Here is a 12,295-nt window from a genome sequence, read left to right as displayed (position 1 = left end):
GCTACCGCTCGGCTGAGACGACCGGGGCCGGCGAGGGCTCACGCTCCGCCGCCGGCCCGACGGCAGGATCCGCCGCCGGGACCGGATGTTCTGCCGCCATGGCTGATTCCGGGGCGGAGTGCTCGACGACCTCGCCGACCGACAGCAACTTTCCGAGCTTCATCTCCACGCCTCCGCACGTGTGTCCTGCCGCGTGTGTCCAGACTGAACTCCGGGTCCCCGGATGTCCAGAGAGACCGGCGCCCGCCACCCGCCACCCGCCGCCGGTGTCACCCCATCCGGCCCACGCGCGTTACGCTTGATGTTCCAGAGAGTCATCGCGAGGAGCAGGAGGTGGGGGTGAGTCAGGAGCTCGATTCCGCGACGCCCGCCGACAGTGCGTTGACGCATCAGGGGGCGACGCGGGCACCGTCGGCCACCCGGCGTGTCCGGGCCCGGCTCGCGCGGCGGATCACCGCCCAGCGCGCCGCCTCGGTCAAGCAGGTGCTCGAGCCACTGGCCGCGATCCACCGCGAGCTGCACCCGAACGCCGACCTGAGCCTGCTCCAGCGTGCCTACGATGTCGCCGAGGAGCTGCACCGCGATCAGCGGCGCAAGTCCGGCGACCCGTACATCACGCATCCCCTCGCGGTCGCCACGATCCTCGCCGAGCTGGGGATGGACACCGTCACGCTGGTGGCCGCGCTGCTGCACGACACCGTGGAGGACACCGGCTACTCGCTGGAGCAGCTGGCCGAGGACTTCGGCGACAAGGTCGCCCAGCTCGTCGACGGGGTCACCAAGCTCGACAAGGTCAAACTCGGCACCGCCGCGGAGGCCGAGACCATCCGCAAGATGGTCATCGCGATGGCCCGCGACCCCCGCGTGCTGGTCATCAAACTCGCCGACCGGCTGCACAACATGCGCACGATGCGGTTCCTGCCGCCGGAGAAGCAGGCCCGCAAGGCGAAGGAGACCCTGGAGGTCCTCGCCCCGCTCGCGCACCGGCTCGGCATGGCCACGGTCAAATGGGAGCTGGAGGATCTCGCGTTCGCGATCCTGCAGCCCAAGAAGTACGACGAGATCGTGCGCCTGGTCGCCGACCGCGCCCCGTCACGTGACATCTACCTGCACAAGGTGATCGACGAGCTGACCACGAGCCTCGGCAACTCGCGGATCACCGCGAAGGTCGAGGGCAGGCCCAAGCACTACTACTCGATCCACCAGAAGATGATCGTCCGCGGCCGCGATCTCGACGACATCCACGACCTGGTCGGCGTGCGGATCCTCGTCGAGGACGTGCGGGACTGCTACGCCGCGATGGGCGTCGTGCACGCGCTGTGGCAGCCGATGCCGGGCCGGTTCAAGGACTACGTCGCCCAGCCGCGGTTCGGCGTCTACCAGTCGCTGCACACCACGGTGATCGGGCCCGACGGCAAGCCGCTCGAGGTGCAGATCCGCACCTACGAGATGCACCACACCGCCGAGTACGGCATCGCCGCGCACTGGCGGTACAAGGAAACACGGGGCACGCACAGCACTCCGGCCGCCAACTCGGTCGACATCGACGAGATGGCGTGGATGCGCCAGCTGCTCGACTGGCAGCGTGAGGCCGCGGACCCGGGGGAGTTCCTCGACTCGCTGCGCTACGAGCTCGCTGCCCGCGAGATCTTCGTCTTCACGCCCAAGGGCGACGTGGTCACGCTGCCCGTCGGCGGTACGCCGGTGGACTTCGCCTACGCCGTGCACACCGAGGTCGGGCACCGCTGCATCGGCGCCCGCGTCAACGGCCGGCTCGTCGCGCTCGAACGCAAGCTCGAGAACGGCGACGTCGTCGAGATCTTCACCTCGAAGGCCGAGAACGCCGGCCCGAGCCGGGACTGGCTGACCTTCGCCCGTTCGCCCAAGGCGCGCGCGAAGATCCGCCAGTGGTTCGCCAAGGAACGCCGCGACGAGGCGATCGAGGCGGGCAAGGACGCGATCACCAAGGAGATCCGCAAGGTCGGGCTGCCCATGCAGCGCCTGGTCAACGCCGAATCCATGGGCGCGCTCGCCGCGGAGCTGCACCATCCGGACATCAGCTCGCTCTACGCCGCGGTGGGGGAGAACCACACGAGCGCCAAGCACGTCGTGCAGCGGCTGGTCGCGCTGATCGGCGGGGTCGAGGAGGCCGAGGAGGAACTGGCCGCTCGCTCCACCCCCTCGACCGTGCACCGGCGGCGCGGCTTGAACGACGTCGGTGTCGTGGTCAAGGGCGCCAGCGACGTGTGGGCGAAGCTGGCCCGCTGCTGCACCCCGGTGCCGGGCGACGAGATCCTCGGGTTCGTCACGCGGGGCGGCGGGGTGAGCGTGCACCGCACGGACTGCACCAACGCCGACGATCTGCGCACGCAGCCGGAGCGGCTCGTCGAGGTCGAATGGGCGCCCTCGGAGAACTCGGTTTTCCTGGTGTCGATCCAGGTCGAGGCGCTCGACCGGCATCGCCTGCTCTCGGACGTGACGAAGGTGCTGGCCGACGAGAAGGTCAACATCCTGTCCGCCTCCGTCACCACCTCGCGGGACCGGGTCGCGGTGAGCCGGTTCGCGTTCGAGATGGGCGACCCGAAGCACCTCGGGCACGTGCTCAAGGTCGTGCGCGGGGTCGAAGGCGTCTACGACGTGTACCGCGTCACGTCGGCGTCCTGATCTCTTTCGCCTACTGTCATGGCATGACGCTGGAGTTCACGCGCGACGGCGAGGTCGCCACGCTGGTCTTCGCCAGGCCCGAGAAGAAGAACGCGATCAGCCACGAGATGTGGTCGGGCATCCCGGACGTCGTGGCGCGGGTCGAGTCCGATCCGGACCTGAAGGTCCTGCTGATCACCGGCGCGGGCGGCGACTTCTCGGCCGGCGCGGACATCGGTGAGTTCCGCACGCTGCGTTCGACCGGGGACGGGGCGGCGACCTACGACAAGGCCGTCGAGGGTGCGGTGACGGCGCTGTCGGGGATGCGGAAGCCCAGCGTCGCGATGATCCGCGGCACCTGCATCGGCGGGGGCTGCCAGCTCTCCGTCGCGTGTGATTTCCGGTTCGCCGCACCAGATGCGCGGTTCGGGATCACGCCCGCGAAACTCGGCATCGTCTATGACTTCCTGTCCACGAAGCAGCTGGTCTCTCTGATCGGCCCCGCGCACGCGCGGTATTTCCTGCTGTCCGGCCAGCTGATCGACGCCGCGCGGGCGCGCGAAATCGGGCTGGTCAACGACGTGTTCGGCGCGCTGGAGGACGAGGTCTCCTCGTTCGTGGCGACCCTGTGCTCACGTTCGCAGGCCTCGATCCGCGGCATGAACCGCATCATCGAGAAGATCCTCGCCGGGCAGACGAACAGCGACTCCGAAGTAGACACCATCCGGTCGGCGGCCGTGCACGGCGAGGACTACGCCGAGGGTGTAGCAGCCTTCCTGGAACGCCGCCCGCCGTCCTTCACCTACCGCTGATTCACGCGCCCGCGTGCACGTACGCCGCCCACTCCCAGGGCCGCGAGTCCGGCTCGCCGCGTAACCGGCGCACCGCCGTATGCAGCGCGAGCGCCCCCGCCGGCCGCACCGGATCGTCGATCGTCGCGGCCAGTTCACGGTGGAAATCCTCAGCGATCCGCGCGGCCGTCGAGTCCCGGACTTCCCAGAGCGTGCCGATCGCCTGCGCGTACCCCGCGAGCTGGAAGGCGGAGGCGATATGGACCGCCTCGTCCGCCAGCACGGTGCTGCCGCGCGCCGTCGCACACGCCGACAGGTAGGCCAGTTCGGCGTGGTCCAGCCGCAGCCGGCTGATTTCGGTCACGGTCAGCGGCCCGTCGTGCAGGAGCAAGTGGCTCGCCGTGGCGTCGTCGGGGTCGCTGCTGGCGTGACAGGCGAAATGCGCGATCGCCGCGCCAGGCAACGCATCGCATACGGCCTGGCGCGTGGCGGCCTCACCGGACAGCGGCGGCGGGCCGGGAAAGGCGACGGCTAACGCGGTGGCCTCCCGCACGGTTTCCGGCAGCGCGGCGTGGCCTGGTGTTTCCGGCACGGCCACGGCCATCGTCGTCCGTTTCGGCGCGGCGGGGCGTGCGCGGCTGTGCAGCAGCGCACGCACGGTGGGCGTGTAGGAGGAGACCACACGGTCCAGCACCGACGCGCCCGGCTTGTCGTGGTGGCCGGCCGCGTGCAGCGGCAGGAAGGCGAGCGGCCCGGTGGGCGACCACCACAGGCGCGGCCACGGGCTGCCGGGTTCGTGCTCGCCCATGCCCAAGTCCGTCAGCACCGGTTCCGCGAGCACGTCCCACAACCAGCCCAGGGTGTCAAGCACGGTGCGGCGCGCCGATCCGGCCACCATACCGTCCACAGGGGACTGTCCGGACAGGACGGTGACCGCATCCTGGAACGCCTCGGTCTGCTCGGCGAGTTCGGCGGCGCGCAGGTCCGGTAGCGGCACCCCGCGCACCCGGCCGTTCCGCAACACCAGCGCGTCACAGCGGCTTGCTTCGACGTTCACCGCCACGACCGGCCCGTCCGCCGCGGCTGGTGCCAGTTCGCGGATGCCCTGCGTCGCGTGTCCCAGGAACCGATCGAACCCGGGCAGTGCCTTGGCTCGCCCGGTCAGCTTCTCCCATTCCGCCGCCTGAGCACGGAACCGTTCGATGCCGGCCGGCCGGGGTTCCATCCCGGGGTTCATGCCCGCGCGGATTTCCGCCCGTACCGCGGCGAGCCGTTCGGCCAGCGCGGGGTCGGCCCGGCGCAGCTCGTCGAGCTGGTCGCGGGTGCGCAGCGCCTCGTGCAGCAGGATCGCCCGGCCGTCGTCCAGGCTCTCGAGCGCACCCGCCGGATCGCCGCCCGCGACCGAGTCCGCGGCGGCGCGTGCGGCCAGCGCCGCGACACCGCTGGACCGGGCCGGACCGCCGAAGCTCGCGCGGTACAAGCGTTCGGCCGCGGTCTTGCCCCAGTCGCTGACCAGCTTGGGCTCGGGCGGGGAGGTGGCCGCGACGACCTGGCGGGTCAGCGCCACCGCCTCGGCGAACACGTCGTCCTCGCCCGTGAGCCGGCACCGCGCGAACAGCGTGTGCGTGAGATACGTGCAGGTCCGCAGGTACTCCGGATCGTGTTCGGGCAGCTCGCCCAGCCGCCGGCGGTAGCGCTTGATTTCGCGGTCGATGACAGCCAGCGACTCGAACGGGGACGTGAGCGCGTGCCCGAGCGAAACCATCTGCTCGATCGAGCCGGCGTTGAGGTCCGGCACGCCAGGCTTGCGGGACAAGGCCTCGAAGGCTTTGGGCAGCTCGCTGAGGACCGTGGCAAGCTGCGCGGTCGCCCGGTCCATGGACTGCTCGGTCGGTTCGAGTTCGGCGGACAGCCGGACCATCGACAGGTGGCTGTGCGACAGCTGGACCATGACCCGGTCCGGGTGGTCGCCGGGGAGTTCCCGCAGCAGTTGTTCGTGTAGTGCGGCGATCTCGGCCAGGCTGGACAGGTCGACCTGGTGCCGCAGCGGAGCGGTGCCACCGGTCATCGCGGCGGCCAGCGCACTGGGCACCTGATCCGGGTCGAGGTCCTCGAACCGCCGCGACCAGACGTCCAGTGCCTTGCGCTGGACGTCCGCCATGGTCGCGTCCCGCGGGTAGCGCTGCAGCACCTGGTTGAACTCGTCCAGCTGCGAGGAACCCGTCAGGCCGAACATGCGGATGAAACGACCGACCGGATCGTCCTCGCCGGAAGGCCCCACGAACGACTCGAAGATCTTGGTGAAGTTCTCGGACAGCGCCTGGGCTTCCGGGCGGTTCTCGCGGGCGCGGGCGTCCCGGGTCGCGCGCGCCAGGTGCACCTGTTCGAGCAGGGCCGACCGCTGCGCGAACTCCTCGCTGCCCGGCGGGGTCGCGACCAGCGCCCGTTCGAGCGCGGCGATCGCCTCGTCGGGCGCCGCCTGATCCGCGTCGGGCACCTGGGTCCACCAGGCGAGCAGCGACTCGGCCAGGCAGGCCAGCATGTTCGGCAGGTTCTCGTCGTCGTCCGTGGTGGAATTCACGGCGGTACGGAACAGGCCGATGGCTTCGATCAGCAGCGGGATCCCACCCTTGGCGCGGAGAGCCAGCGCGAGGCCGTTGGCGCAGCGGGCGCGGTTCGGGTCGCCGTCCGGCATCTGGGGCAAGGCTGCCCGGAACAGGGCGATGATCTCGCCGACATCCTCGGGATCGGAGAGCAGGCGCGCGTAACCGAGATTGCACAACGCCAACGCGCGCGACGGGTTCTCGGGCGGCAGCGCTTCGACGGCCATCCGCAGCAGGTTCTCCGCGGGCGCGAGACCGTGATCCTCACCGAGCCGGACGCGCCGTTGCAGCAACAGCATCGCGAGGTTGTTCCGCGCCTCCGCGACGAGTTCCTCGGGTGAACTCTGCGCGGTCATCTCCGCGATGGCGGACCGCACCTGGTCCGGCAGCGATGCCGGAGCCGTGAGATAGACGGGCACCAACAGGACCGATGCCATGGTCTCGTCGGCTTCCTCGCCGCGGGCGGCCGCCCGAAGCAGGTGGAACAGCCCGGCCGTATGCGCGATTTCGCTGTCCAAATCCGGTGTCGCGGCAAGGAAACCGAGCAACCGGTCTGCCTCCGCGAGCGCCTCGTCGGTCAGGATTCCGGCCGGATCGCCGCTACGGTCCACCGCTTCGATGCGCCGGCGCACGGCGGCCAGCAACTCGTCACGCACCGCTCGAAGGTACCGCCGTCTACAATGCGCGCGATCGTTTTCGAGAGATCTGGGGGAGACCGTGGGTGCTGAGGCCGACGAACTGGCCCGGTTCTGCGCGGCGCTGCCGGAACTACGGCGCCTGGTGCGCGGGCCCGCGTCGACGGCCCGCCGCGCCGTACTCGAGCAGGCGGTGCTCGCCGCCCGGCGCGGTGAACCTGTCGCGGAGTTCCTTGCCCGGCTCGATTTCGTCGACGACGACGCCCTCGGCCCGCCCCGGGGGAGCCTGCCGACACCGGTGCCCGGCCCGTCGCGGCCGGTCACCGGCCGGTACGCCTGCCCGAACGGAATCTGCGGCCGGATCGAAACGCGCGGCGCCGGTCACGCCGTGCCGCGGTGCGACATCCATGAACAAGCGCTCACCTTCCTCCCCGACGGCTCACCGTGACGGGCCTCCTGGCCGAGTTCGGCAAGAAGCTGGCCGAACGGTGGGCGGCGGTGCTCGTGCTGCCCGGCCTCGTGTTCGTCGCCGTCGCGACCGTCGCTTTCACCTTGCGGCAACGGCACTGGGCCGACGTCGGCGCGCTGACACGCTTCGCCGACCGGCTGCCCCGGCAGAACGGCGTCTTCGCGACGGCGGTGTTGCTGATCGTGCTGTTGCTGGGCTCGTTCGCGGCCGGTCTGGTCGCTCATGCGCTCGGCACCCCGGTCGAGCACGTGCTGTCCGGACGCTGGCCGTCCGGCTTCCTGCGGCGGGCGCTCACCGACCGCCGCCGCGACGCCTGGACCGCCGCCGACGAGCGGTGTCGTGAGGCGGGCGGCGACCTCGCGGAGTCGATCGCGCGGAGAAACCGCATCGCGATGATCGAACCGCGCAGCCCGACCTGGATCGGGGACCGGCTGGCGGCACCGGCGATCCGGATCCGCGACGATTACGGCCTCGACCTGCCCTTCACCTGGTCCCGGCTGTGGTTGCTGCTTCCCGAAAGCTCGCGGCAGCCCCTCACCGAAAGCCGCCGCCGGTTCGACGACGCGACCGCACTCGGCGGATGGGCGGTGCTGTATCTGCTGCTCGGCATCGTCTGGTGGCCCGCCGCGGTCGCCGGGGTAGTGGTCTGGCTGGTGGCGTGGCGCCGCTGCAGGGCGGCCGCGGAGGTCTACGCCGACCTCGTCGAGGCCGCCGTCGACGTGCACGTCGGTGACTTTCTCGGCAAGTTCACCGGCGAGACCGGCGTCCTCCCGGCTCGGCCCCAATGGGGTGAACAGCTCACCGAACGATTCCGTAAGGGCATGTGATCAACCGGTGCTATAGTTTTCGCGACCGTTGTCGCTATGGTTTGCAGTCGGGGAGCTTACGAACGAGGCGTTGTGACGGTTGTTCTGTGGCTGGCGCTGTGCGCGGTCGGGGTTGCGGAGGGGCATTGGTTCCTGGGGTCGCTCGCGCTCCTGCTGTTGCTGGGCTCCGCCGCCCGCGGCCGGCGGCTACGGCAGGGTGGCCAGCGCCCACTGTTCCCCGGTCGAACTGTTGATCAGCGCGGCCCTGGTGATGCGCGCGGTCAGCGGGAAGATCTCGTAGGCCAGCGCGGCCACGGCCGGAAGTTCACGCAGCGACGCCCTCGGCGCTAGTGAACAATGCGGTAGCCAGCGGCCGATCTCGTAGTGCTTGTGCATCAGCGCTCCCGTGCCCCGGACAGCCTCGACCACCGCCTGCTGCCGCGCGACCAGATCGTCCGGACCGGCGGGAATCAGTGAAACCCTGCCGCGCGGGAACACGCCGACAGCCTCGAAATGGATCTCGAACGGGCCGCGGTCAGGGAGTGCCTCGACGGCGGCCCGCACCTTGTCCACGTCCCAGTCCAGCAGCACCGCCAGCGACAGGTGCGGGTGATGCATGCCGTGCGTATGGGAACGCAGGGTCGGTACGCCCTGCTCCTCGATCCGGTCCCAGAGCCCGCGCAAGGCGCGATCCGCCGGCCCGTCGAACAGCAGGCACACCGCAAGGGCCATACGAGGACCGTAAGGCACCTTGCCCGGGCTGTCACCGCGAACTAACGTTAAGAGCCCCGAGTCGAGGCCGAGGCGGCCGAAATGCTGACCGTGCACCAGGTCCGGTTACGGCATGAGGACGAACTCATGGCGATACCCGAGGTCGTCGCCGTGACCGAGCACGAAAACGCGGAAATGCCACTCATCCGGGTGTTCATCACCGGACGGCCACAACGTGCGCGGATACCCGCCGTCCTCGACGGGTATCCGGTCGAGGTCCTCATCAGGAGGAAACGCCCTTTCTGAACTCCCAGCCGGAGGAGTGAACGGTCATGACGGTAACGGAAATGGAGCCCGCAGCGGGACGCGAAAAGCTCCAGATGCTGATCGAATTCCTGCAGCGCGCGCGGGATGCCGAACACGCGCTGGCGGGCTTCCTCGTCACGGCGAAACCGGTCGCCGCGGAAGGTGACTACGCGAGGCTGTTGTCGGAGGAGGCGGAGCATTCGCGGCAGCGCCTCAACGATCTCGACGCGGTCCTCGCGGAGCATCGCCGGGAGCCGCGCCCACTGTCCACGACCGCGGCGGCGTTGCGGTACCTGGCCGACGACACGCTGCATATCTCCCTCGCCGCGATGACCGGCGGGCTGAGCCTGCTGCGGCGCGAACGGATCGAACCCAACCTGATCGAATCGGCGCGCACCCAGTGCGCCGCCGCCGCGTTCGCGCGGGCCACCTACCGCGCTCTCGGGGAAGCGGCGCGGATCGCCGACGACCACGCGACGAGCGACATGGCGGCCGAGTGCCACACCGCCATCGGCACCCTGCTCGAGCGGCTCGACAGCGTGCTGCCCGGTCTCGTGGCGCACGCGCACGAGACCGCGGGGAACCGCCCGTCCTACCGCGATGCGGCGACGACAGCGACGGCCCGCATGCGCGGCGCGGCCGCGCACCTGGGCCGGGATGCCGTCGATTTCCAACACCAAATGCGCGGCTTACGACGCCGTCGCGCCCCGGAAGAGGCGGCCGGCGAGGTCGCCGAGCCGGAGGAGCAGGAAGAGCAAGAAGCGAGCCCGCAGGAGGAGTAATCATCGAAAGAACGTCCACGCTGCTATACGGGTGGGCGCACGGCCAGCCGGTTCAGGCCCGTTGCAGGATAGTGGTGGAGCAGAGGGCGGTGTCGAGCCCGTGGACGCCGCCGCCGTTCTCGGCCATGGCGATGCGCGCGTCGGGGACCTGGCATTCGCCTGCTTCACCGCGAAGTTGCGCCGCGATCTCGTTCAGCATGATGATGCCGGTCGCGCCGATGGGATGCCCGCGAGAAACGAGACCTCCTGAGGCATTGACCGGAATCTGACCGTCACGTGCGGTGGCCCCTGATTCGGTGAACGGGCCGCCCTGTCCACGTGGACAGAGGCCGAGGTCCTCGACGAGGTGCATCTCGGCGAACGCGGTCGCGTCATGAACCTCAACCAGGTCGAGAGCCTGCGGGGTGAGGCCCGCCATGCGGAACGTCTGCTCCGCGCAACGTACCGTTGATCGGTCACTTTCCCAGGTACCGCCGAGCTTGCCGCCGGCGATGCTGTGCCCTCGGACGAGGAGCGCCCGGTCCTGCACTTCGGACGGTTGTTGTTTGAGATAGCCTTCTGAGCACACCAACGCCGCGGCGGCGCCGTCACCGCGCGGTGCGCACATCGCCCTCGTCAGCGGAGCTACTACGGTGCGGTCGGCGAGAACCTCTTCGACCGTCATCGGGAACCGGTATTGTGCCCGCGGGTTGCCGACCGCGTTCGTATGGTTCTTGGCCGCCGCGGCGGCGATATGTTCGGCCGTTGTTCCGTAGTCGCGCATGTGGGACAGGGCCAGCAAGGCGTAGTAGTCCATCGCGAACGACCGGTTCGCGTCGAGCGCGAAGTCGAGGCCGAATTCCGCGGCCAGTTCTCGCAAGGGTCGGTAGTAGGCGTCCGGATACAGCTGGTTGCCGACCCCTTCCATCCACTGCAGGATCTCGGAGCCCGGGCGCTCGGCGTCGTTCATCTTTTCCACGCCGACAGCCAACGTCAGATCGGCGCCTCGCTTGACGGCGGACCACGCGCCGTGGAAAGCGACCGATCCGCTGGCACACGCCCCTTCCACGTTGGTGATCCGCTGGCCATCGGGGAAGTGCTTTTCTTCGATCAGCGGGAGCATGACCGCGTGGCCGCGCATCGACCGCTGACCCCAGAAGTCCATCATCACATTGGCGAACCAGGTCGCCTCGATCCGGTCGGGGTCGGCCAGTCGCGCGTCGGTGACCGCGGCCGTATACGCTTCCTGTACCAGGTCGGTAAAGGAAAGGTCTACATGCCGGCCGACTGGAGTCGCCCCGATACCGATCACATATACCCGTTCGTCCGGTCGTTTCACGCTTGAGTCTCCATGCCTGTCGTAGATAAGCCGTCTTTGCCGTGGGGTGGGTCCATACGTGCGAAGGGACGCTATGCGACGCGGGGTTTGGACCCGATCAACTCACGCGCCTGCCGCCTATTGGCATCGTTGATCTCCTTCCAGCGGTGGCAGGCGACGAGCGTGTTGCCCGGTGCGGGTCCCAGCGGTGGCCGTTCGGTCCGGCACCGCTCTTCCACGTGCGGGCAGCGGGTCGCGAACGGGCAGCCGGTCGGGCTGGCGCCGGTGGAGGAGGGCGCGGTGGTGTGCTTGATGCGCTCCTCGCGGCGTTTCTTCTGCTCTTTGGGCTCCGGGACGGGAGCCGCGGCCAGCAGCGCCTGAGTATAGGGGTGTAGCGGTTCCTGGTAGACGGCCTCTGCGGGGCCCTGTTCCATGATCTGACCCCGGTAGAGGACGACGATGCGGTGGGACAGGAAACGTACGACCGCGAGGTCGTGCGCGATGAACAGGTAGCTCAGCCCGTGGTCCTTTTGCAGTGTCCGGAACAGGTTGAGCACCTGCGCCTGGACCGACAGGTCGAGTGCGCTGACCGGTTCGTCGCAGATGACGAGCCGGGGCTCCGCGATCAGCGCCCGGGCGATGGCGACGCGCTGCCGCTGACCGCCCGAGAAATGGGCCGGATAGCACCCGAGCGCGGACCGGTCGAGACCCACCTTCTCGAGTTGGACGATCACTCGCTCGCGGGTCTCGTAACGGGAGCATTTGTTGTGTACGCGCAGGGTCTCCGACATCGTCTGGCCGATGGTCCTGGCCGGGTTCAGCGAGCTGTAGGGGTCCTGGAAGACGACCTGGAGGTGCTTGGAGAGGGCGCGCCGTTTTTTCCAACCCGCGCGGGTGATGTCGTCGCCGTCGAACGAGACGGAGCCTGCGGTCGGTTCGGTCAGGCCCAGCACGGCGCGGCCGATCGTGGTCTTGCCGGAGCCCGACTCGCCGACCAAGCCGACCGTCTCGCCTTCCGAGACGTGAAGGTCAACGCCGTCGACCGCGCGCAGAGGTGCGCCTGGGCGTCCGCTGTCGAACTCGACGTTCAGGTTCCTGATATTCAGCAGCGGGTGCTCGGGTGAAGTACTCATCCGATCGCGACTCCCTTGTCGCCGGGCGTCGGCCAGCTGGCGCTGGCGTAGTCTGACGCGGAGGCATGTCCGAAACTGCAATCGTCATTTCAGATGGTGACATGTGATTACCCGTTCTA

The 12,295-nt window shown here is 69.3% G+C and carries 11 protein-coding genes; 6 read left to right on the top strand and 5 right to left on the bottom strand.

Annotated features, from left to right (window positions below):
- Window position 1 precedes the first annotated feature (1 nt).
- Complete coding sequence (locus FG385_RS33870) at window positions 2–163, bottom strand: hypothetical protein (protein WP_160148772.1); 162 nt, start codon at window positions 161–163, stop codon at window positions 2–4.
- Between the two features lie 176 nt (window positions 164–339).
- Between FG385_RS33870 and FG385_RS11745 the strand changes: the two genes are divergently transcribed.
- Both FG385_RS11745 and FG385_RS11740 read left to right on the top strand, forming a co-directional pair.
- Window positions 340–2,664, top strand: coding sequence for a RelA/SpoT family protein (locus FG385_RS11745; protein WP_139096712.1), 2,325 nt, complete (start codon window positions 340–342; stop codon window positions 2,662–2,664).
- 23 nt (window positions 2,665–2,687) lie between these two features.
- Entirely contained in the window at window positions 2,688–3,455 is a 768-nt protein-coding gene (locus tag FG385_RS11740; RefSeq protein WP_139096711.1) for an enoyl-CoA hydratase/isomerase family protein, read from the top strand.
- Window position 3,456: 1 nt separating this feature from the next.
- Here the strand turns inward: FG385_RS11740 and FG385_RS11735 are convergent, their stop codons facing one another.
- A complete protein-coding gene (locus FG385_RS11735; RefSeq protein ID WP_139096710.1) occupies window positions 3,457–6,693 on the bottom strand; it encodes a CHAT domain-containing protein in 3,237 nt (1,078 codons plus the stop codon).
- Between the two features lie 61 nt (window positions 6,694–6,754).
- On the opposite strand from FG385_RS11735, the gene FG385_RS11730 reads away from it, so the two are divergent.
- Both FG385_RS11730 and FG385_RS11725 read left to right on the top strand, forming a co-directional pair.
- Window positions 6,755–7,120 (top strand): hypothetical protein, encoded by a 366-nt coding sequence (locus FG385_RS11730; RefSeq protein ID WP_139096709.1) that lies wholly within the window; start codon window positions 6,755–6,757, stop codon window positions 7,118–7,120.
- A complete protein-coding gene (locus FG385_RS11725; protein WP_139096708.1) occupies window positions 7,117–7,968 on the top strand; it encodes a hypothetical protein in 852 nt (283 codons plus the stop codon). Before FG385_RS11730 ends, FG385_RS11725 begins: the two co-directional genes overlap by 4 nt.
- Before the next feature lie 186 nt (window positions 7,969–8,154).
- On the opposite strand, the gene FG385_RS11720 is transcribed toward FG385_RS11725, so the two are convergent.
- Window positions 8,155–8,679, bottom strand: a complete 525-nt coding sequence (locus FG385_RS11720) for a 2'-5' RNA ligase family protein (RefSeq protein ID WP_139096707.1) — start codon at window positions 8,677–8,679, stop codon at window positions 8,155–8,157.
- An 81-nt stretch (window positions 8,680–8,760) separates the two neighbouring features.
- Here FG385_RS11720 and FG385_RS11715 point away from each other — a divergent pair, with 81 nt between their 5' ends.
- Together FG385_RS11715 and FG385_RS11710 are read left to right on the top strand one after the other, a co-directional pair.
- The gene (locus tag FG385_RS11715) at window positions 8,761–8,964 is read left to right on the top strand and encodes a hypothetical protein (protein ID WP_139096706.1); all 204 of its coding nucleotides are present in this window, start codon (window positions 8,761–8,763) and stop codon (window positions 8,962–8,964) included.
- A 26-nt stretch (window positions 8,965–8,990) separates the two neighbouring features.
- Window positions 8,991–9,746, top strand: a complete 756-nt coding sequence (locus tag FG385_RS11710; protein WP_139096705.1) for a hypothetical protein — start codon at window positions 8,991–8,993, stop codon at window positions 9,744–9,746.
- A 52-nt stretch (window positions 9,747–9,798) separates the two neighbouring features.
- On the opposite strand, the gene FG385_RS11705 is transcribed toward FG385_RS11710, so the two are convergent.
- Together FG385_RS11705 and FG385_RS11700 are read right to left on the bottom strand one after the other, a co-directional pair.
- Window positions 9,799–11,064 carry a thiolase family protein gene (locus FG385_RS11705; protein ID WP_139096704.1) on the bottom strand — a complete coding sequence of 422 codons (1,266 nt, stop codon included), beginning with the start codon at window positions 11,062–11,064 and terminating at the stop codon, window positions 9,799–9,801.
- A 71-nt stretch (window positions 11,065–11,135) separates the two neighbouring features.
- A complete protein-coding gene (locus tag FG385_RS11700) occupies window positions 11,136–12,176 on the bottom strand; it encodes an ABC transporter ATP-binding protein (RefSeq protein ID WP_139096703.1) in 1,041 nt (346 codons plus the stop codon).
- Between the last annotated feature and the right edge of the window lie 119 nt (window positions 12,177–12,295).

It is taken from the genome of Amycolatopsis alkalitolerans (assembly GCF_006152065.1).
GTDB lineage: Bacteria > Actinomycetota > Actinomycetes > Mycobacteriales > Pseudonocardiaceae > Amycolatopsis_E > Amycolatopsis_E alkalitolerans.
This window is presented reverse-complemented; position numbering and strand designations above follow the sequence as displayed.